This window comes from Candidatus Hydrogenedentota bacterium (assembly GCA_012730045.1).
GTDB lineage: Bacteria > Hydrogenedentota > Hydrogenedentia > Hydrogenedentales > CAITNO01 > JAAYBR01.
On record JAAYBR010000002.1, the window covers coordinates 90,945 to 112,089 of the forward strand.

The 21,145-nt window shown below is 66.6% G+C and carries 19 protein-coding genes; 11 read left to right on the forward strand and 8 right to left on the reverse strand.

Translation table 11 applies throughout. From position 1 onward, the window contains the following. Window positions 1-265 precede the first annotated feature (265 nt). The 4 genes from GXY15_00590 to crtI (GXY15_00605) all read right to left on the reverse strand — a co-directional run bounded on the left by GXY15_00590 (window position 266) and on the right by crtI (GXY15_00605) (window position 4,372). Complete coding sequence (locus GXY15_00590) at window positions 266-1,051, reverse strand: hypothetical protein (GenBank protein ID NLV39715.1); 786 nt, start codon at window positions 1,049-1,051, stop codon at window positions 266-268. A gap of 264 nt (window positions 1,052-1,315) precedes the next feature. Continuing rightward, a complete protein-coding gene (locus tag GXY15_00595; protein NLV39716.1) occupies window positions 1,316-1,804 on the reverse strand; it encodes a glycosyl-4,4'-diaponeurosporenoate acyltransferase in 489 nt (162 codons plus the stop codon). Then, complete coding sequence (locus GXY15_00600) at window positions 1,794-2,903, reverse strand: glycosyltransferase (GenBank protein NLV39717.1); 1,110 nt, start codon at window positions 2,901-2,903, stop codon at window positions 1,794-1,796. Before GXY15_00600 ends, GXY15_00595 begins: the two co-directional genes overlap by 11 nt. Further along, window positions 2,888-4,372: a phytoene desaturase gene (gene crtI, locus GXY15_00605; protein ID NLV39718.1), complete on the reverse strand. Its 1,485-nt coding sequence runs from the start codon at window positions 4,370-4,372 to the stop codon at window positions 2,888-2,890. The genes GXY15_00600 and crtI (GXY15_00605) overlap by 16 nt, the downstream gene beginning before the upstream one ends. 47 nt (window positions 4,373-4,419) lie before the next feature. On the opposite strand from crtI (GXY15_00605), the gene GXY15_00610 reads away from it, so the two are divergent. The 8 genes from GXY15_00610 (at window position 4,420) to GXY15_00645 (ending at window position 13,983) form a co-directional block, all read left to right on the forward strand. Next, the gene (locus GXY15_00610; protein ID NLV39719.1) at window positions 4,420-5,886 is read left to right on the forward strand and encodes an aldehyde dehydrogenase family protein; all 1,467 of its coding nucleotides are present in this window, start codon (window positions 4,420-4,422) and stop codon (window positions 5,884-5,886) included. 326 nt (window positions 5,887-6,212) lie between these two features. After that, window positions 6,213-7,694: a phytoene desaturase gene (crtI, locus tag GXY15_00615; GenBank protein ID NLV39720.1), complete on the forward strand. Its 1,482-nt coding sequence runs from the start codon at window positions 6,213-6,215 to the stop codon at window positions 7,692-7,694. A 318-nt stretch (window positions 7,695-8,012) separates the two neighbouring features. Beyond that, window positions 8,013-9,395: a Na(+)-translocating NADH-quinone reductase subunit A gene (locus tag GXY15_00620; protein ID NLV39721.1), complete on the forward strand. Its 1,383-nt coding sequence runs from the start codon at window positions 8,013-8,015 to the stop codon at window positions 9,393-9,395. A gap of 10 nt (window positions 9,396-9,405) precedes the next feature. After that, window positions 9,406-10,668: an NADH:ubiquinone reductase (Na(+)-transporting) subunit B gene (locus tag GXY15_00625; protein NLV39722.1), complete on the forward strand. Its 1,263-nt coding sequence runs from the start codon at window positions 9,406-9,408 to the stop codon at window positions 10,666-10,668. Continuing rightward, entirely contained in the window at window positions 10,658-11,425 is a 768-nt protein-coding gene (locus GXY15_00630) for a Na(+)-translocating NADH-quinone reductase subunit C (GenBank protein NLV39723.1), read from the forward strand. The genes GXY15_00625 and GXY15_00630 overlap by 11 nt, the downstream gene beginning before the upstream one ends. Window positions 11,426-11,452: 27 nt before the next feature. Further along, window positions 11,453-12,082 carry an NADH:ubiquinone reductase (Na(+)-transporting) subunit D gene (locus tag GXY15_00635; GenBank protein NLV39724.1) on the forward strand — a complete coding sequence of 210 codons (630 nt, stop codon included), beginning with the start codon at window positions 11,453-11,455 and terminating at the stop codon, window positions 12,080-12,082. Window position 12,083: 1 nt separating this feature from the next. Then, a complete protein-coding gene (gene nqrE, locus GXY15_00640) occupies window positions 12,084-12,698 on the forward strand; it encodes an NADH:ubiquinone reductase (Na(+)-transporting) subunit E (GenBank protein ID NLV39725.1) in 615 nt (204 codons plus the stop codon). A 49-nt stretch (window positions 12,699-12,747) separates the two neighbouring features. Next, entirely contained in the window at window positions 12,748-13,983 is a 1,236-nt protein-coding gene (locus tag GXY15_00645) for an NADH:ubiquinone reductase (Na(+)-transporting) subunit F (protein NLV39726.1), read from the forward strand. 81 nt (window positions 13,984-14,064) lie between these two features. Here the strand turns inward: GXY15_00645 and GXY15_00650 are convergent, their stop codons facing one another. Next, window positions 14,065-15,003 (reverse strand): glycosyltransferase family 2 protein, encoded by a 939-nt coding sequence (locus GXY15_00650; GenBank protein ID NLV39727.1) that lies wholly within the window; start codon window positions 15,001-15,003, stop codon window positions 14,065-14,067. A 305-nt stretch (window positions 15,004-15,308) separates the two neighbouring features. On the opposite strand from GXY15_00650, the gene GXY15_00655 reads away from it, so the two are divergent. The 3 genes from GXY15_00655 to GXY15_00665 are packed head-to-tail and all read left to right on the forward strand — an operon-like array spanning window position 15,309 to window position 18,340. Further along, on the forward strand, window positions 15,309-16,694 hold the full coding sequence (locus GXY15_00655) for an FAD-binding oxidoreductase (GenBank protein NLV39728.1): 1,386 nt from the start codon (window positions 15,309-15,311) through the stop codon (window positions 16,692-16,694). A gap of 13 nt (window positions 16,695-16,707) precedes the next feature. Further along, window positions 16,708-17,451 (forward strand): SDR family oxidoreductase, encoded by a 744-nt coding sequence (locus tag GXY15_00660; GenBank protein NLV39729.1) that lies wholly within the window; start codon window positions 16,708-16,710, stop codon window positions 17,449-17,451. 10 nt (window positions 17,452-17,461) lie between these two features. Then, on the forward strand, window positions 17,462-18,340 hold the full coding sequence (locus tag GXY15_00665; GenBank protein NLV39730.1) for a decaprenyl-phosphate phosphoribosyltransferase: 879 nt from the start codon (window positions 17,462-17,464) through the stop codon (window positions 18,338-18,340). 6 nt (window positions 18,341-18,346) lie between these two features. On the opposite strand, the gene GXY15_00670 is transcribed toward GXY15_00665, so the two are convergent. From GXY15_00670 to GXY15_00680, 3 genes are all read right to left on the reverse strand, one after another. Continuing rightward, window positions 18,347-18,655: a DUF202 domain-containing protein gene (locus GXY15_00670; protein ID NLV39731.1), complete on the reverse strand. Its 309-nt coding sequence runs from the start codon at window positions 18,653-18,655 to the stop codon at window positions 18,347-18,349. A 647-nt stretch (window positions 18,656-19,302) separates the two neighbouring features. Continuing rightward, window positions 19,303-19,722 (reverse strand): hypothetical protein, encoded by a 420-nt coding sequence (locus GXY15_00675; protein ID NLV39732.1) that lies wholly within the window; start codon window positions 19,720-19,722, stop codon window positions 19,303-19,305. Between the two features lie 571 nt (window positions 19,723-20,293). After that, window positions 20,294-20,977, reverse strand: coding sequence for an RHS repeat-associated core domain-containing protein (locus GXY15_00680; protein NLV39733.1), 684 nt, complete (start codon window positions 20,975-20,977; stop codon window positions 20,294-20,296). Between the last annotated feature and the right edge of the window lie 168 nt (window positions 20,978-21,145).

Genomic DNA, 21,145 nt, shown 5'->3' on the forward strand with positions numbered 1-21,145 from the left:
GTTACCAAGAAAATGCGCCCGGCCGGAGTCCTTCCGACAAGAGATTGCCGCGCCGGCCGGGGCGACCGGCTCGCAACGACGCGGAGATTTCCGTCATGGCGAGCAAAGCGACGCCATCTCGTTCTCGCGCAGGCCAGGGCAGCCGTCTCGCAACAACGCGGAGATTTCCGTCATGGCGAGCGAAGCGACGCCATCTCGCTCCCGCGCCGGCCTAAAAAAGGAAACCGCCCGGACGTGAACACGCCGGGCGGCAGAATGATGATAATCAGTCCCGGTCCTCCGGGGCCAGGCCGGAAACCTCCTCCAACCCCGCCGGATCGGAGGAATCCAACACCTCCATCTCGGGTCCCTTCTTCTCCTCGGCCGCCGGGGCGGGCCGCTCCACCACCACGGTGTCGTCCAGCGTGAGGGCGGACAGCGGGGGGCGCGCCAGCGCCACGGCCATGCGGTTGGTCAGGGAGCCCTTGTCGGACTCCACCTCGTCGCGGATCTTCTGGGCCGTGCTGTTGGCGTCCACATGCACGCCCACCACGTTCAGCTTCACCTCGACCATGTCCTCCAGGCCGAAGGCCGTGCTCACGGTGTGGGCGATGCAGTCGGACACCACGGCCGACGTGCGGCGCAGGCCGGCGTCGGCGCAGTTCTGGAGCACCACCGCGGCGTGCACATTAATCTTGCGGGCCGTCCGGTCCGGCGCGACGCGCACCTTGATGCGGCGGACCTCCGGCAGCGCGCCGATGACCTTGGCCAGGGTCTGCTGGATGGGGCGCAGCTCGATGGAGACATTGCCCCGCTCGGTGCGGAAAGTGATCGCCGCGCCCGCTCGGCGCTCCGGCAGCAGCCCTATCAGACCCAGCAGCACCAGCACCCCGCCGATGGCCCCCACCCACGCGGCCACGGGCACCCCGGCCACCGCGCCCGTGTCCGTGATCCGGTTCAGCAGTTCCACCGACCGCATGACCCAGTCGCCCGGGTCGGCGGCCACCACAATGACGCCCGCCCCGGCCACGACCACCACAAAGCTCAGCAGTTTGAACAGCAGGGTCTTCATCTCGCGTCCTCCGGCAGGTTGAACTTCCCACGGCGCGCCCGGGCGGCCACTCCGCCCATTGTAGCAGGGACGCGGCGGTTTTGAAAAGCGCGGTTTTCACCCCGGCGGACAAGACGGTCCTGCCGCGAAAAAAGAGGGCGCGGCAAGCAGCGCCCCTACGGGAGGATGACCCGGCGTTTATCGCGCATGCCCAGAGTGCTGGCATGTAGGGGCGCTGCTTGCCGCGCCCTCTTGATTCATAAATTGACCGTCTCCCGGCGGGCCTCAGCGTTTGGCGGTCATGCGTGCCAGGAGCCTTTCCATGCGGGCGCGGTTGTGGCGCTGGGTGATGATGGGGGGGGCGTTGGCGAGGGCGGCGTAGAGGAACATGCCGACGCCGAGGTGCCAGGGGTTCCAGAGGAAGAAGAGTCCGGCGCACCAGAAGGCCGCCCAGTGGACCCATTCGCCGCGGCAGGTCTCGCGGACAAACCGGGCGAGGTATTCGGGGTCGCGGGAGAGGAGGCTCTTCTTGGGAAACCCCCTTTTAAAAAGTGCGGCGCCATCGGGCAGGCGGTCCTTCCACGCGGAGACGCGGAAGAGCCGCTCGTAGACGCGGCCGCCGTCCTCCCAGGGCCGGATGCGGCAGACGAAGCCGTCCGGGCGGAAGAGGCGGTCGGGGAGCTGGGTGCCGGCCCAGGCGACGGCCATGTGGATGACGAACCACGCCGCGAAGTCGGTGACCACGAGCATCAGGGGGGAAAGTTCAACGAGCATGGCCGTCCCCCCCCGCCGCGCCGCCGACGGTGCGGCCCTTCCACACCACGCCGCCGCCCTTCGCGGCGCGCACGGACCGGGTGAACACGGCCAGGTAGAAGACCAGCGGCACGGGATAGAGCAGCGCCGCCCACGGGGAAAAGGCGCCGATGCGCCGCAGCAGCACAAGGAGCTGGAGGACGTAGAGCGCGTAGGGAATGATAAGCACGGGGCCGCCCCACGGCAGCGCGGCAGGCGCGAGGAAGGCCGACACCGCGCCGATCATCCACGCGACGATGAGCGCCATGAGGGGCGCGGGGGTCTTGGCCGCGCCGGAGGCGAAGCCCTTGCCCCAGCCGCGCACGAGGTCGGACAGCCCGCCGGGATACATGCGCATGGACAGGCATCCGCGGCCCAGGCGGCAGGCGAGCGGCACGCCGCGCGCGCGGAAGGCGTCGGCCAGATGGAAGTTCTCCAGCACGCGCCCCTTGACCGTGACATGGCCGCCCGCGCCGAAGTAGGCGGCGCGGTCCAACAGCATGCACTGGCCGAAGAGCCCCGTCGGCCGCGCCCGCGGCCCGGTGAAGGCCCCCGTGCCCGCCGCCATCATCAGGTTAAAGAAGGCGGAAAGCTGCTCGTGGGGGCGCACCACGGCGTGGTGCGGGCACACGGACAGCACGCCGCCGGTCCGCTGATAGGTCTCCAGCAGGCGGCGCAGGCCGCCCTCCTCGAAAAAGGTGTCGGCGTCCAGGAAGAGCAGCCATTCCCCGCGCGCGGCCAACGCGCCCTGGTAGCAGGCCCAGGGTTTGCCCAGCCACCCCGGCGGCAGGGGCTTCCCCGTCACCACCCGCGCGCCGCGCGCCCGCGCCGCGGCCGCCGTGCCGTCCGTGGACGCGTCGTCCACCACGATGACCTCCACGCCGGAATCGCCCTGCCCGGCGAGGGAGTCCAGCAGCCGGGGCAGATTGTCCTCCTCATTGCGCGCGGGGATGATGACCGACACGGCGGGAAACCCGCCGGCGGAGGGTGACACATCCCGGGGCGGCGACGCCCGGAGAAAGAGTCCCCCGGCGGCCCAGAGCGCCGCCAGCACGGCGACAACGGCTATTTCCGGTCCCACGCCGCGATCTTCCGGGCGACGTTCTGCCCGCACAGGACGACCATGGGCATGCCGCCGCCGGGGTTGACGGAGCCGCCGGTGAAGAAGAGGTTGTCGTAGCGCGTGCTCTGCTTGGGGGCCTTGAAGGCGAAGTTCTTCCAGCGGTCGCAGACGACGCCGTAGATCGAGCCCCTGTTGGACCGGTACATGCGCAGGATGTCCTGGGGGGTCCACATGTGCTCGAAGACGACATGCTTGCGCAGGTCCGTCAGGCCCATGCGCTCTAGCTTGTCCAGCACCCGCTCCTTGAAGGCGAGGTACTCCTCGTGGGAAACGGGGTTCTCCTCGTTGATGTGCGGGATGTGCGGCAGAATCTTCAGGCAGTCGCAGCCCGCCGGGGCCACGGTGGGGTCCGTCTTCGACGCGGCGACGAGGTAGATCGTCGGGTCATTGGGCAGCACCTTCTTGCGGAAGACGCTGGTGAAGTGGTCGTGCTGGTCGGCGGAGAAGAAGAAATTGTGGTGGGCGAGCTGCGGGTACTGGATGTCCAGGCCGAGGTCGAGAACGAGCCCCGAGCACGCGGGCTCGAACTTCTCCAGCGTCCGCAGGAAGGCGGCGTCCTCGCCGAGCAGCTCCCTGTACGCGGGAATCACCTCCATGTTGCTCACGACGATGTCCGCCGGGTGGAACACGCCCCCGGCGACCACACCCTCGACCCGCGCGCCGCCCTTGCGGATCTCCGACACCTCGCAGTCCAGGTGGACGCGGATCCCCAGCTCGTCCATGAGCCGCCCGAGGCCCTTGGCGATGTTGTACATGCCGCCGTCCACATACCAGAGGTCGTAGCGGAACTGGATGGTGGGCAGGCAGTTCATGAAGGCCGGGGCGTCCTCCGCCGAGGATCCGACATACTTGATGAAGAAGTCGAAGGCCTGGCGCATGTGCGGCGTGGTGAGCTGGGCGCCCACGGCCTGGTGCATGGTGCGGAAGAAGTCGAAGCGGAGGAACTTCGCGAGGCCATAGTGGCGCCGGAAATCGCGCACCGTGTCCAGCCCGCGCTCGAAGTAGCCCTCGTTCACCAGGTCGTACAGGTTCTCGCAGTACTCGAGGAACCGCTCCACGTTCGCCGGGGACTCGCCCACCTTGTCCGCCTCGGCGGCCATGAGGTCCTTTTCCGGGACAAAGTCGAAGACCGTGCCGTCCTCGTAGAAATTGCGCCAGTGGGGGCGCAGGGGCCGGATGGTGAAGTAGTCGGCCATTCGCTTTCCCGAGCGCTCAAAGAGCCGCTCGAAAATGTGCGGCAGCGTCAGGATCGAGGGGCCGAGGTCGAAACTGTACCCCGCGTCCGACAGCACGTTCAGTTTGCCGCCGATCTGGGCGTTCTTCTCGAACACCTCGACGGCGTAGCCCTCCTGGGCCAGCGAAATGGCCGCCGAAAGCCCCCCGAGCCCCGACCCGACAACCGCCACCGTTTTGCCCCGTTCCGCCATGGCCGCATACCCCCGCGATGTTGACTGCCCCGGTCCGGTTCCCTACAATGGAAACCGTTATCAATATACGTTTTCAGGGATCTGAACGCAAGGAAAACCAACGGTTGGCATCCCCCGACGACACGCAGGAGAACCCCTTCGCGGGACAGGTGTCCGCCGCGCGCGCCTTCTTTGAGACCGGCGCGACCCGCGCCCTGGAATACCGGGAGAAACAGCTCCGCGCGCTGGCGCGGGCGGTGGACACGCAGGAGAAGGCCCTGCTGGCGGCGCTGCGCGCCGACCTGGGCAAGCCGGTCCCTGAGGCGTATGTCTCCGAAATCGCCTTCGTGCAGGCGGACATCGCCCACGCCCTCCGGCATCTGCGCCGCTGGGCGCGGCCGCGCCGGGCGCGGGCGCCCTGGATAGCGTGGCCCGCCCGGGCCGAGGTGCGCCCGGAACCCCTGGGCGTGGCGCTGGTGCTGGGGCCGTGGAACTACCCCTTCCAGTTGCTGTTCTCGCCCCTCGTGGGCGCGCTGGCGGCGGGCAACTGCGCCGTGCTGAAACCTTCCGAGCTCGCGCCGCGCACCTCGGCGGCGGTTGCGGAACTGGTCCGCGCGCATTTCCCGCCGGAGTATCTGTCCGCGGCCGAGGGGGGCCGCGAGACGGCGGAGGCCCTGCTCCGCGAGCGCTTCGACCATGTGTTCTTCACCGGCGGCGGCGAGGCGGGCCGGGCCGTGATGGCGGCGGCGGCGCGCCACCTGACCCCCGTCACGCTGGAGCTGGGCGGCAAGAGCCCCTGCATCGTGTGCGCCGACGCCGACCCCGAACTGGCCGCGCGCCGCATCCTCTGGGGAAAGACCCTGAACGCCGGGCAGACCTGCGTCGCGCCGGATTTCGTGCTGGCGGACGAGCGGATCAAGGACGCCCTGCTGGACGCCCTGGGCCGCACGCTCCGGCGCTTCTTCGGTGACGACCCCGCCGCCAGCCCCGACTATGGGCGCATCGTGAACCGCCGCCATTTCGACCGTCTCACGGCCTATCTCGGCCAGGGGCGCATCGTCCACGGCGGCCGCCACGACGCGGAGACGCTCTATATCGAGCCGACTATCCTCGCCGACCCCGCGCCGGACGCGCCGGTGATGCGGGAGGAGATTTTCGGCCCCGTGCTGCCCGTGCTGGGGTTTGAAACGCTGGACGCGGCGCTGGCGCGCCTGCGGGGAATGCCCAAGCCGCTGGCCCTCTACCTCTTCACCAATGACGCGGCCGTGCGGGAGCGCGTGCTGCGGGAGACGGTGTCCGGTGGGGTCTGCGTGAACGACACGCTGTCGCACATCGTGGGGCGCGACATGCCCTTCGGCGGCGTGGGCGAGAGCGGCATGGGCGCCTACCACGGGAAAACCGGGTTCGACTGTTTCACGCATCACCGGACGGTCATGCGGCGCGGGGTGTTCCCCGACCCGGCGCTGCGCTACCCGCCCGTCCGGTGGGGCGTGGAAACCATGCGGCGGGCCTTCCGCCTGCTCGCGGGGGGCTAGGCGGAAGTGGAAGATGTTGGTCACCACCCTTATGGACCTTTCGACACATCCTCTCGAAGGCTTTGCCTGGCGATGAGTGCGGGCTTGATGTTCGTGCGTCGTCTTGGTCCCCCCTTGAGGGGGGTGGTTCGCGGGAGCGAACCGGGGGATGTTCCGGATTCCGGGCCGACGGGCGAAGACAAGAACATCCCCCGGCCGCGAAGACGCGGCCACCCCCCTCAAGGGGGGACCAAGAACGGGCCACCTTCTGCCACACAGAGGTTAGGCGGCCGGGGAGGTTTGGGGTAGAATACGGCACGCGGCGGCGCGAACGAGGAGAAAAGAGCATGGCAACGGCGCAAAAACACGTGGTGGTCGTGGGGGCGGGGCCCGGCGGGCTGACGGCCGCCATGATCCTGGCGCGGCGCGGGGTGCGCGTCACGGTGTTCGAGGCGAGGGACCGGGTGGGCGGCCGCAACGCGACGCTCCAGGCCGGCCCCTACACCTTCGACACGGGCCCCACCTTCCTCATGCTCAAGCAGGTGCTCGACGAGGTCTTCGAGGCCGCGGGCACGCCCAGCGACAGCGTGCTGGACATGCGGCCCCTCGACCCCATGTACCGCCTCCAGTTCAAAGACAAGCACATCGAGCCAAGCGGCGACCGGGAGAAGATGAAGGCGGAGATCCGGCGCTGCTTCCCCGGCCGCGAGGACGCCTACGACGTCTTCCACAAGCGGGAGAAGGAGCGCTTCGAAAAGCTCTTCCCCTGCCTCCAGAAGCCCTACCACAAGCTCTCGACGCTCCTCCACCCGGACCTGCTGCGGGCGGCGCCGCACATCGCCGCGGGAAAGAGCCTCTTCGACGTGATGTACGGCTACTTCGGCGACGAGCAGCTCGCCCTCGTGTTCACCTTCCAGTCGAAATACCTCGGCATGTCACCCTGGGAGTGCCCCGGGCTCTACGCCATGATCCCCTACATCGAGCACGGGCTGGGCGTCTACCACGTCATGGGCGGCCTGAGCATGATCTCGGAGAAGATGGCGGAGGTCGCGCGCGGGAACGGCGCGGAGATCCACCTGAACACCCCCGTGAAACAGGTCCTCGTGTCCGGCGGCGCGGCGCGCGGGGTGCTCCTGGAGAACGGCGAAAAAATCGAGGCGGACGACGTGGTGCTCAACGCCGACTTCGGCTACGCGGCCACGCGCCTCTTCGAGCCGGGCGTCCTGCGGAAGTACACGGCGGCAAACCTGGCGAAGAAGAAGCTCTCCTGCTCGACCTTCATGCTGTACCTCGGCGTGGACACGCGCTACGACCTCCCCCACCACACCATCGTCTTCGCCGACGAGTACCGGAAAAACGTCGAGTCCGTCTTCCACGGAAAGACGCTCAGCCCCGACATCTCGTTCTACGTGCGCAACGCCGACATCAACGACCCGGCGCTGGCCCCGCCCGGATGCTCCGCCCTCTACGTGCTCGTGCCGGTGCCCAACAACCGCTCCGGGATTGACTGGTCCAAAGAGCGCGCCCCCTTCCGCGAGACGGTGCTGGACGCGCTGGAAAAGCGCGGCGGGCTGCCCGGCCTGCGCGGCCATATCCAGGCGGAAATCTGCATCACCCCGGCGGACTGGGAATCCCAGTACAACGTTTACGAGGGCGCGACCTTCAACCTCGCCCACAACTGGGGCCAGATGATCTACTTCCGCCCGCACAACAAGTTCGAGGAGCTGGACCACTGCTACCTCGTCGGCGGCGGCACCCACCCCGGCAGCGGCCTGCCCACGATCTACGAGTCCGGCCGCATCTCGGCCAACCTGATCACCGGCGGCTGAGTCCGGCATACCGTCGCAACGAAGTGTTTCGGGCATTTTCCCAGAGAACAACGTGTCGTTCAGCCAGCAATCCGCCGTTTTACCGACCGTACGGTAAAGGCTTGGGCATTACTTGAAATGCGTCCGATCAGCGGATTATGCTAAAAGCACGACCGGTCCGGACGATGGAACGGGTGCGGGTGCGTTGCCGCCGGACAGTGGCCGGTCGGGTGTGGCGGAAAGCGTGAAGTCGAGAACATTTGCTCAGTATAATCTCCCCTGAATGCAGGTGAGAACGCGGCGGCCGGTTTCAACGCGCGCCGCGGGCGGAAAGGCGTTATGGGAACACATGTGATCAAGAAGGGCTTGGACATTCCGCTGGCCGGAGTGCCTGACCAGGGTGTCCTGGAGGAGAAGCGCGTCCGCACCGTGGGCGTGGCCGCCGCGGACTATCCGGGCCTGCGCACGACTTTCTTCGTGCAGGCGGGCGACGCGGTGAAGCGCGGCCAGCCGCTGTTTGAGGACAAGCGCAACCCGGGGGTGCTGCACACGGCGCCGGGGGCGGGCGTGGTGGCCGGGGTGAACCGGGGAGACCGCCGCGCGCTGATCTCGGTGACCATCACCCTTTCCGACGGCGAGCTGTCCGGCAATCCGGACGCCGGCGAATTCCATCCCTTCGCGGCCTTCACGGGCGCGAAGCCGGAGGCCCTCGACCGCGCGCAGGCCGTGGAGCTGCTGCGCGAGTCGGGCCTGTGGCCCGCGCTGCGCACGCGACCCTTCAGCAAGACCCCCTCCCTCTCCGACACGCCCCGCTCGATTTTTGTGACGGCGATGGACTCGAACCCCCTGGCCCCCGACCTGGACAAGGCGGCGGAGGGGCGGCAGGAGGACTTGGACGCCGGGCTGGCGCTGGTGGGGAAGCTGACGGAGGGCCCGGTCTTCTTCTGCAAAAAGGCGGGGTCGCGGACCGCGCCGAAGGGCGCGGATGCCCGGGTGCGCGTGGAGGAGTTCTCCGGTCCGCACCCGAGCGGGCTGGCGGGCACGCACATCGGCCTGCTGGACCCTGCGGGCAAGACCCGCACCGTGTGGACCGTGGGCCTGCAGGACCTGCTGTCCATGGGGACGCTCGCGCGGACGGGCCGCCTGGACACGGCGCGCGTGGTCTCCCTCGCGGGGCCGCAGGTGAAGAAGCCCCGCCTCATCCGAACGCGCCTCGGCGCGTCGCTGGCCGAACTGACGGCGGGCGAGCTGGCGGACGGCGAGAACCGGGTGATCTCGGGGTCCGCGCTGTCGGGCCGCCAGGTCCTCGGGGCGGCCGACGGGCTGCTGGGCCGTTTCCACAACCAGGTGACAGTGCTGGCGGAGGGGCGCACGCGGGAGTTCATGGGCTGGCTGGCGCCGGGGGCGGACAAGTTCTCGGCCCTGCGCATGTTCCTGTCCAATCTGCGGCCGGGGGCGCTGTTCCCCATGACCACCAGCACAAACGGCGACCGGCGGGCGATGGTGCCCATCGGGCTGTACGAGCGGGTGATGCCGCTGGACATCCTGCCCACCTTCCTCCTGCGGTCGCTGTGGGTGGGGGACGTGGAGAAGGCGGAGGCCCTGGGCTGCCTGGAACTGGACGAGGAGGACCTGGCCCTGTGCACCTTCGTGTCGCCGGGCAAGGAGGATTTCGGCCCCGTGCTGCGCGAGGTTCTGGAAGTCATACAAAAGGAAGGCTGAGCGAACGCCCATGAAATTCCTGCGCACCCTGATGGACATGCCCAGGCCCCTCTTCGAGAAGGGCGGCAAACTGGAGAAGCTCCACGCGCTCTATGAGGCGACGGACACGTTCCTCTTCACCCCGGGGCGGGTGACGGCGGGCGCGTCGCACGTCCGCGACTCGGCGGACCTCAAGCGCGTCATGTTCTCCGTGGTCATCTGCCTGGTCCCGGTGATCCTGTTCGCCCTGTGGAACACGGGCTACCAGGCGAACGCGCTGCTCCACGCCGCCGGCCAGTCCCAGGAGGGCTGGCGCGGCGCGGCGCTGAACGCGCTGGGCGTGGGGTACGACCCGTCGAACCCGCTGGCGTGCATGCTCCACGGGGCGCTGTGGTTCTTCCCGGTGCTCATCGTGGCGTTCTTCGTGGGGGGCAACATCGAGGTGGCCGTGGCGTCCATCCGCAAGCACGAGGTGAACGAGGGATTCTTCGTCACGGGGTTCCTGATCCCGCTGATCCTGCCGCCGACCATCCCGCTGTGGCAGGTGGCCCTCGCGACGGCCTTCGGCGTGCTCGTGGCCAAGGAGGCCTTCGGCGGCACGGGCATGAACATCTTCAACCCGGCGCTGGTCACGCGCGCCTTCCTCTACTTCGCCTACCCCGCCGAAAGCTCCGGCGACAAGGTGTGGATCGCCGTGAACCCGGCGGTGGACGGCTTCAGCGGGGCGACGGCGCTGGCGCGGATCAAGGAGACGCTGCCGCTGGAGGGCGCAAGCGCCCATGTGGACGCCGTGGCGGGCATGGTGGTCAACGGCCACCCGGCCACCTGGTGGGACTGCTTCATCGGCTGGATCCCCGGGTCCATGGGCGAGACGTCGGCGCTGGCCTGCCTCATCGGCGCGGCCGGGCTTGTCCTCTTCCAGGTCGGCTCCCTGCGCATCATGGCCTCCATGGTCCTCGGGACCGTGGTGACCGCGCTCGGACTCAACCTGATGGGCTCGCAGACCAACGAGATGATGAACCTCCCCTTCTGGTGGCACTTCGTCCTCGGCGGCTACGCCTTCGGGCTGGTCTTCATGGTGACGGAGCCGGTGACGGCGGCGCACTCCGAGACGGGCAAGTACATCTACGGGTTCCTGACCGGGGTGCTGGTGGTGCTGATCCGCGTGGTGAACCCCGCGTACCCGGAGGGCATGATGCTTGCCATTCTCTTCATGAACATGGTCGCGCCGCTGATAGACCACTTCGTGGCGGCGCGCAACATCAAGCGGAGGGCCCTGCGCAGTGCAATATAGCATGAAATACATCTTCGGATTCGCCGCGGCCGTCTGCTTCGTCTGCTCCATCCTGCTGTCCATCGCCAACGTGAGCCTCGCCGCGCGGCAGGAGGTGAACAAGGTCCTGGACAGGAAGATGAGCGTGCTCCAGGCGGCGTGGCTGGTGCAGCCGGGCGAGAAAAAGACCCCCGCCGAGGCCGACGCCCTCTTCCAGAACATCCGCGCCCACGTGGTGGATTTGGAGACGGGGCTGGACGCCGAGGGCGTGGACCCCGCCACCTTTGAGGAGGACGACGAGCCGATGGTGCCCGCACCGGCGAACAATGCGGGCATCGTCGCCGTGCCGAAGCGGGCAAAGGTCTACGAGGTGACGGACGGCGGCAAGATGAGCATGCTCATCCTGCCGATCTACGGCAAGGGCCTGTGGTCCACCATGAAGGGCTTCCTCGCGCTGGACGCCGACCTGAACACGGTCAAGGGCCTGACCTACTACGAGCAGGCGGAGACGCCGGGCCTCGGCGGCGAGGTGGGCAACCCCCGCTGGAAGAAGCTCTGGCCCGGACGGAAGGTCTACGACGAACAGGGCAAGGTCGCCCTGAAGGTCCGCAAGGGCCCCGCGGGCCCGCCGGAGCAGGCCCCGCACGAGGTGGACGGGCTCAGCGGAGCGACCATCACGGGCCGCGGCGTGACCAACATGCTGGGATACTGGATGGCCGACCAGGGGTTCGGACCCTTCCTCAACAACTTCCGCGAGGCGCACAAGCAGGGCGCCTGACACGGGCCGCCCTGGGAGAACCACTTCATGATCATGGGAAAGAAAGAGCGCGAGGCGCTCCTCGACCCGGTGGTGAACAACAACCCGATCACCCTCCAGGTGCTGGGCATCTGCTCGGCCCTGGCGGTGACCACGCAGCTCTCCACCGCCCTGGTGATGAGCGTGTCGGTCACGCTGGTGACCGCCTTCAGCTCGCTGGGCGTGAGCCTGGTGCGCAACAGCACGCCGCCGAGCATCCGCATCCTGGTGCAGCTCTCGATCATCGCCACCATGGTGATCATCGTGGACCAGGTTCTGCGGGCCTTCCTCTTTGACATCAGCAAGCAGCTCTCGGTCTACATTGGCCTGATCATCACGAACTGCATCGTGATGGGCCGGGCCGAGGGCTACGCCATGCAGAACCCGCCCTGGCTGAGCTTCGTGGACGGGATCGGCAACGGGCTGGGCTACAGCGCGATCCTGATGCTGGTGGGTTTCATTCGGGAGCTGACGGGTTCCGGGCGGCTCTTCGGCCAGGTCATCCTGCCGCTGGCCAGCGACGGCGGGTGGTACACGCCCAACGGGCTGATGCTGCTGGCGCCCAGCGCCTTCTTCCTCATCGCGGGGATCATCTTCATCGTGCGGAGCGTCAAGCCCGACCAGCAGGAGGCCGAGTGAGATGGAGCATTACCTTGGGCTGCTAGTGAAGTCCGTTTTCATCGAGAACATGGCGCTGGCCTTCTTCCTGGGCATGTGCTCCTTCCTCGCCTGCTCGAAGAAGGTGGAGACCGCCATCGGGCTGGGCATCGCCGTGACCTTCGTGCAGGTGATCACGGTGCCCCTGAACAACGCGATCTACACGTGGTTCATGGCGCCCGGGGCGATGGCCTGGATCCACCCGTCGCTGGAAAGCATTGACATCTCGTTCCTCTACTTCCTGACCTTCATCGGCACGATCGCCACGATGACCCAGATCGTCGAGATGACCCTGGAGCGCTACGTCCCGAAACTGTACGTGACCCTGGGCATCTTCCTGCCGCTGATCGCGGTGAACTGCGCGATCCTGGGCGGCTCGCTCTTCATGGTCGAGCGCAGCTACACCTTCCCCGAGAGCGTGGTCTACGGCGTCGGCTCCGGTGCCGGATGGGCCCTGGCCATCGCGCTGATGGCGGGCATCCGCGAGCGCATGCGCTACAGCAACGTGCCGAAGCCCCTGCGCGGCCTCGGCATCGCCTTCGTGCTGGCCGGCCTGATGGCCGTCGGGTTCATGTCCTTCGGCGGCATTCAGCTGTGACGCGTCACCAATCAACGGCGGGTCGGCCCGCCGGGAGCAAGGAGTTGAAATGGGTGCGGCAACGGTAACGGTGGTTAGCGGCGTCATCGCCTTCTGCGTGGTCATCCTCGCGCTGGTGGCGGTCCTGCTGGTGGCAAAGGCCAAGCTGGTGGCCTCCGGCGACGTCAGAATCCTGATCAACGACGACGAGTCGAAGGCGCTCGTGACCCCGGCGGGCGGCACCCTGCTGGCCACGCTCGCGGCGAACAAGATCTTCGTGCCCTCCGCCTGCGGCGGCAAGGGCTCCTGCGGCGTGTGCAAGGTGAAGGTGCACGAGGGCGGCGGGTCGCTCCTGCCCACGGAGACCGGCCACATCAACCGCAAGGAGGCCCGCGAGGGCGTCCGCCTCTCCTGCCAGGTGAAGGTCAAGAACGACCTCAAGATCGAGATTCCGCCGGAAATCTTCGACGTCCGAAAATGGCGCTGCAAGGTCCGCTCCAACCACAACGTCGCCACCTTCATCAAGGAGCTGGTGCTCGAGCTGCCCGCGGGCGAGTCCGTCCCCTTCCGCGCCGGCGGCTACATCCAGATCGAGCGGCCCGCCGGGACCGTCGAGTTCAAGGACTTCGACGTGGAGCCCGAATACCGCGACGCGTGGGACGCCTTCAAGCTGTGGGACCTGCGCTCCGTCGCCGACGAGCCCGTCACGCGCGCCTACTCCATGGCCAACTACCCCGAGGAGTTCGGCATCATCATGCTCAACGTGCGCATCGCCACGCCGCCCCCGCGCACCCAGGGCATCCCGCCGGGCCTCATGTCCTCCTTCATCTTCTCCCTCAAGCCGGGGGACGAGGTGACGATCTCCGGGCCCTTCGGCGAGTTCTTCGCCCAGGAGACGCAGCGCGAGATGTGCTTCATCGGCGGCGGCGCCGGCATGGCCCCCATGCGCTCCCACATCTTCGACCAGTTCCGCAGGATCAAGACCGGCCGCAAGGCCACCTTCTGGTACGGCGCGCGCAGCCTGCGCGAGATGTTCTACGAGGACGACTTCAACGCCATCGCCGCGGAGAACCCCAACTTCACCTGGCACACGGCGCTGTCCGAGCCGCAGGCCGAGGACAACTGGACCGGCCTCACGGGATTCATCCACCAGGTGCTCCACGACGAGTACCTCAGCAAGCACCCCGCCCCGGAGGACATCGAGTACTACCTCTGCGGCCCGCCCATGATGCTCTCCGCCTGCACGAACATGCTCCACAGCCTCGGCGTGGAGGATGACATGATCGCCTTCGACGACTTCGGGTGAGGGAAAGGCGCTCCGGAAGACGTGTCCGACCGGTCTGACCCGTCCGACGGGTATGACTTGTCGGAGAGGCCCGCCCCGGCCCTAGTCCGTGTGGGCCTCGGCGATGTAGACCCGGGTGTCCTGCTTGGGCGCGCGGTGGAGCACCCACTCCCCGAAGAGCCCCATGCCCAGCAGCGTGACCATGCCCGCCGCCAGGCCGGACACGACGGCGCACAGGGCGGCGTAGACCGCCCAGGCTGTCCACGGCGCGCCGAGCGCGGCGAGGACGGCCCCCCCAACGACGGCGGCCGTCACCACGGCCAGCACGAAGACGGCCGCGACGCGCGCGTAGTAGCGCACGGGGGAGTCGCTGTAGAAGATCATCAGGCGGGCGGCGACCAGGTCGAAGGCGCCCTTGGCGAAGCGCTCGAGCCCGTACTTGGACCGCCCGAAACGCCGCGCGTGGTGGGTGACGGGAATCTCCGTGACGCGGTAGCCGAGGGCGTGGGCGAACACGGGGATCAGGCGGTGCATGTCGCCGAAGAGCGGCACGGCGCGCGCCACCTCCATGCGCATGGCCTTGAACCCCGAGTTGACGTCGTGGAGGCCCATGCCGAAAAGGCGGCACACCCAGCCGTTGTACACGCGGGAGGGGATCGTCTTGTGCCAGGGGTCGTGCCGCTGCTGCTTCCATCCGCTCACGAGGTCGTAGCCCTCCTCCAGCTTCGCCAGCATGCGCGGGATTTCCGCCGGGTCGTCCTGGAGGTCGCCGTCCATCGTGATGACCCGGTCGCCGCGCGCGCGGTCGAAGCCCACCCGAAGCGCCACGGTCTTCCCGAAGTTGCGCCGCAGGCGGATGGCGTCCAGGTTCTGGCGGCTCTCCCGCAGGGTGAGCATGCACGCCCACGACCCGTCGGTGCTGCCGTCGTCCACGAACAGGATGCGGTGGGGCACGTCGGCGGCGTGGCGCTCGATCCCCTCCACCAGCGGGGGAAGGGACTGCGCCTCGTTGTACACGGGTATCACAATCGTCACGGACATGGGGGGATTGTAGCCGATTGAAACAGGAAAGGCAATCATCCTGATCGCCGGATTGGACATCGCGAGAACCGAATCCGTGGCGGAAACGAGATTGCCGCGCTTCGCTGCTAATGAAGTAAGTCGGCGAGAACGCCCGCAATGTAGACGCGCCATCTTGGCGCGTTCTTTGGGCCAACGAAAACCCCAAGAACGCGGCAGGATGCCGCGTCTACGTATCCGGCGATTCGGCAATCACGGCGCGCGGTTGTGCGGCGCGCAGGGAACACTCTATACTCTTCCGGGAACGCGTTTGGGAAAGGATCCCCATGGCGGACTGTGCGGAAAAAACGGCGGCCCTCGCGGGCTGGGGGCGGTACCGCCCGGCGATGTGCCGGGTGTTCCGCCCCGTCACGCAGCCGGAACTCGCCGGCCTGCTGGCGGACGCCGGCCTCGGCGGGCGGATCGCGCGCGGCCTCGGCCGCAGCTACGGCGACACGTCGGTGAACGCCGACGGCGCGGTGGTGGACATGACGCGCCTGAACCGCATGACGGCCTTTGACGAAGAAACGGGCGTGCTGGACTGCGAGGCGGGGGTCTCCCTCTCGGAGATTCTGGAGGTGTTCGTGCCGCGCGGATGGATGCCCGCCGTGCTCCCGGGCACGCGCTTCGTCACCGTCGGCGGCGCGATCGCCAACGACGTCCACGGCAAGAACCACCACCTCGACGGCTCCTTCGGCGACCATGTGGCGTCGCTCACCCTGTGGACCCCGGCGCTGGGCGTGGTGGAATGCTCGCCGGAGCGCGACCCGGAGCTTTTTTGGGCCACCGTCGGCGGTGTCGGCCTCACGGGCTTCATCCTGTCGGCGCGCCTGCGGCTGCGCCGCATCGCCTCGGCCTGGGTCTCCGTGGACTATGTCCGGTGCGCGAACCTCCAGGAGGCCCTCGACGCCTTCAGCGAGTCCGACAAGGACTACCAGTACAGCGTGGCGTGGGTGGACTGCCTCTCCGGCGAGGACAGCCTGGGGCGCTCGGTGCTCATGCGCGGCAACCCCGCGCCTGCGGCCATGCTCCCCCCGGCGCGCGCGCTCAAGCCCTTCGACATCCCCCGGCGGCCGGCGCTCTCGGTCCCGGTGGACTTCCCGCAGTTCCTGCTGAACCCCTACAGCATCCGGGCCTTCAACGACCTCGTCTACGCCCTGCACAAGCCGATGAAGGGGCACCTGGTGGACTACGAGAAGTACTTCTTCCCCCTGGACCGCATCCTGCACTGGAACCGCATGTACGGGCGCAGGGGCTTTGTGCAGTACCAGGCCACGTTCCCGCTGGAGCGCGGCGACGGCCTCCGCCGCCTGCTGGAGCTGTGCAGCCGCGCGAAGCGCGCGTCGTTCCTCGCGGTGCTCAAGCGCTTCGGCGGGGAGGGCCGCGGGCTCCTGTCGCACCCCATGCCCGGCCACACGATCACCCTGGACATTCCGAACGCCCCCGGGCTGGAGGACTTTCTGCGGGAACTGGACGCCGTGCTGCTGGACGCGGGCGGGCGGCTCTATCTGGCCAAGGACGCCGTGGCCACGCCCGGCGCCATCGCGGCCATGTATCCCCGCCTGGACGCGTTCCGCGCCGTGTGCCGCCGGGCGGACCCGGACGGTCTGATGTCCTCGAACCTTTCCCGGCGGCTCGCGCTGGCCGGCAACGGGGAGGCGGCCCATGACTGAACAGCACCCGTCCATGCCCTCGGTGGTGATTTTCGGGGCGGCGTCGGAAATCGCGCGGGCCATGGCCGACGAGTTCGCGCGGAAGGGCTACGCCCTCGCCCTCGCCGGGCGGAACACGGGGGAGCTGGAGGTGATCGCGGGCGACCTGCGCATCCGCCACCAGCGGCCCTGCCACGTCCTGCCCTTTGACGCGGAGGATATTGAGTCCCATACGGGCCTGGTGGACGCCTGCACCGCCGCCTTCGGCGCCCTGCCGGACGGCGTGGTGGTGTGCTTCGGGTTCCTGCCGGACCAGGCGGCGGCCCAGCGCGACTTCGCCCTGGCGAAGAAGTGTCTGGATGTCAACCACACGGGCGCCATGTCGGTCCTGGAGCGTTTCGCCGGGGAAATGGAGGCGCGGCGGTGGGGCTTTCTGGCGGCGGTGTCCTCCGTGGCGGGCGACCGGGGGCGCAAGAGCAACTACCACTACGGCGCGGCCAAGGCGGCGCTGACCACCTATCTGGAGGGGCTGCGCCACCGGCTGCACGCGTCGGGCGTGCGGGTGACCACCCTCAAGCCGGGCTTTGTGGACACGCGCATGACCTTCGGCATGAAGGTGCCGGGCCCCCTGCTGACTTCGGCGGAGAAGGCCGGGCGGCTCTGCGTCCGGGCCATTCTCAGGGGGCGCGGCACCGCCTATGTCCCGGAATACTGGCGGCTCATCCTGCTGGTGATCCGGCACCTGCCGGAATTCATCTTCAAGAAGACCAATCTCTAGGGGGGAACCGGTGACCGACCGCATGCTGCTCATCCCGCGCCTGCTCCGGGTGTACCAGTGGCCGAAGAACCTCCTCGTGCTGCTGCCCCTGGTCTTCGCGCAGGAGATGGACAACGCGCGGGCGGACCTCCTGGCCCTGGCGGCCTTCGCCGCCTTCTGCCTCGCCTCCAGCGCCACCTACCTCGTCAACGACCTCCACGATTTGGACCAGGACCGGCGGCACCCGGACAAGAAATCCCGGCCCCTGGCCTCGGGGCGCGTGTCCCCGGCGGCGGCGGCGCTGCTGGCGGCGGTGCTGCTGGCCGGCGCCTTCGCGGCGGGGTTTCCCACGGGGACGCCCTTCCTGCTGTCGCTGGGGGGCTACATCCTCCTTTCCCTCTCCTACACCTTCCTGCTGAAGCATGTCTTCCTGGTGGACGTGCTGGTGGTTTCCATGGGGTTTGTCATCCGGGCAACGGCGGGCGCGGTGGCGATTCGCGTGGCCTTCTCGAACTGGCTGGTGGTCTGCACCTTCTTCCTCGCGCTCTTCCTGGTGCTCGGCAAGCGGCGGCGGGAAATCTCCCTGCTCCAGGGCGAGGCGGAGAACCACCGGGCGGTGCTCGCGCACTACACCGTGGACTACATTGACCACCTGCTCATGTTCGTGGCCGCGGGCGCGCTCATCACCTACACCATCTACACCTGCTCCCCCGAGGTGGTGGACCGCATCGGCACCGACAAGATGTACCTGACGCTCCCCTTCGTGGTCTACGGCCTCGCGCGCTACCTGTGGCTCGTCCAGGAAAAGGAAAGCGGGGGGGACCCGGCGAACATCCTGCTCAGCGACTGGCCGATGGTGGTCACCGTGGCGCTCTGGGGGGCCGCCTGCGCCGCCATCCTCTACCTGTAGCGGCCCTCACTCCCCCGAATCGTCCCCCGCAGCCCGGCGGCTCCGCCGCATCCGCCGCATCACCACCACCGCGCGCACGACGCCAACCGCCAGCAGCAACGCCGAAACCCCCACAAAGGCCGCCCCGCCGTAAAACGCGGCCGAGCCCTCCAGAAAGGTCATGCCCGACCCGCCGACCGCCACCCCTGCCAGAGCCGTGCGCACATAGGCCAGCAGGGTGCGCTCCACGGCGAGCACCGTCCGCTCCTCGGCCAGATCCGTGCGCTCCTCCGCGAGCGCGCCCTCCAGACGGCCGCCTCTGGAATCTTCCGGCATAAGACGCCTCCTTAACACGTTAGACAGGCTTCGGGATGAAATGCCCCAGACTGCGCCCCACGCGCCCGCACGGGGCTGAACGCTCCAAGCGGGAAGAGAAGATCAACGCAGAGACGCGGAGGACGCAAAGAGAGGCAGGAGGACGACGGCCCAGCCTGGGAACGCCGATCGGCCATCTTCTTGCGCCTTGGCGGCCTTGCGCCCCGGTCGTGCAGAATCTCCAACGCAAACGCCCGTAGGGGCGCCGCTTGCTGCGCCCTCTTCCCGCGCCTTGGCGGCCTTGCGTCTTGGCGTTAAAGAGGTTTTAACGCAAAGGCGCAAAGAAAAGGCAAGGCAGGCATCAGCCCTCCCCATCCCCACCAGGGGATTCCCGAAACCGATTCAACTTTCCCGTTCCGCCGACCAGTCTACCAGAGCCCCGGCAGGCCGTCAAGGAGCTTTACCACGGAGGCACGGCGGACACTGAGAAGAATCAAACAGAGTCCCAGCCAACCGTCAAGGCGCGTCTTCGCGGAGAGAGGAAGCGCATGCCTGCCCCCTGGGACCGCCACGCTCCAGCGTGGCTGGTTTCCGTCTGCTGCGTGGTCGGGCGCTTGGCGGTGGCGGAGGCTGTGGGCGCGACATGCAGGATTCCGCATCAACCCGAATCACGAATCAGAACTGGATTCTTGCATGGCATAATCGTCATCTGTCATTTTCCGAAGGCGCGCCCATGTTTGCAATACAAGCAGCGTAAAGAGAAGGCACAGAATAAGATGCGAATAGACCATCACCAGAAGGGGAGCCCGCATAAAATCCCCTACCACCTCTAGCAACGCAAATGAAATAGAATAGATGGCTACACGTCGAACCTCTCTTTTACCCTCATAGTACACATACAAGCAGAAAACAAACATAGACGCTGTTTCAAGAATATACCCAAGGCTCGGGCTGACGCTGGCAAAAGGATCGTCATCATACATCTCTATTCGAGGCAATATGGCGATACGGGGAGCGATGTTTGCAAAAAAGCCGAAATATGTCATTGCCGTTAGTGCTTTGAGAAGTGTGAGTTGAAAAGATGCCATATTCTCTCCTGTCTATCTATTTATGCTTGATTTGCAATGAATTACGTCACTTACCACAAAGGCGCCTGCAATGGCCCAACCCAGTGTTGGAATACCTACCACGGCCCGCCTTCCTAGAATCCGAACGGTCATCTGCGCTATCTTCTTTTCTTAACTAATTCTCTTTGCGTGATTTGCTTCAATCGCGATCGTCCCCGATAATACCACAATAATCATAGGCGAGAAGATCAGAACTAGTACTGGGTGTATCAGATTGAACTTTGCCAAAGCACTCATGAACATGGCGAAAGCAAATGAGACATAGACAGCGTCCTCTATCTTGGCCTTCCCGTTCTTGTATCTTCGGATAAAATCACGAACCCATGCCGCAATGAACACCATAGAAACAGAATAGAAGCATGTATCTATCAGAGAGTAACCACTAACACCACCTCTGGCCGGTTCCAACACTGGATGAAAGAGAAGCATATATGCCCATATGGTTGCTTTTCCTGAATAGAAGATTAGTACCATAGACAGGAGAAGCCTAAACAACGTAAACTGAGGCTTTGAATTGCAGTTATTCATTTTTCTATATATGCTTTCTGCACTTATATGCATCGTATGCCAACCAAGCCACTGTTATAGTCTGTCCGATAACAGGCACAAAGGTTATTACACCTTTTCTAATTGCCTTGAATGCGATCTTCTTGGATATCTTTCTCGCCAGCGGTCGGACTCGCTTTGCCTGTCTTGTCACCCAATCGCTGTTCTTCACCAAATGGTTCGCTGTAATCCATGGCGCAAACGGAGCAAGAGGTTCCCAAGGGACTTTGCGCCAATCATATTCACCCAATTCGTCTGGATCTAAACCGAGCATGCACCACATGAAATTGCCCAGAGATCCGCCAGTAGGATCAATATTCATCACCGGATTCCCCACGACATAGGCGTAGACATTGGGTCCGTCCACGAATCCGAGGGGGTCGCGCATGTTCCATCGGGCGGTGGCGGGGTTGTAATAGCGGAAGGGGGCGAAGTACTGGCCGAGGGCGCGGTCCCACATATGGCCGGTGTAGCCGATGGTCAGGGGCAGGCCGACGGAGCGCATCAGCTCGCCGTAGGGGGAAAAGTCCTGCCGCGCCACGGCCGCCTTCGACTGCGCCAGATACGCCCGCGGGCTGCCCAGGTGGTCCTCCAGCGCGAAGCGCCAGGTGGCCGTGGACGGGTCCGCCCCGTCAAACGCCGCCAGCCCCGGCAGGTACCCCGTCTGCAATGCGCCTTTCTTCTTTGTGTCCTTTGTGCCTTCGTGGTAAAAATCTTTCCGGAGTTTTCACCACGAAGGCACAAAGGGCACAAAGAAGGCGAAGCCCGAACGCAGCCCCGTCCCATCCACGCCGCCGCCCGCCCCATCGCCACCAAGGGATTCCCGAAACCGATTCAA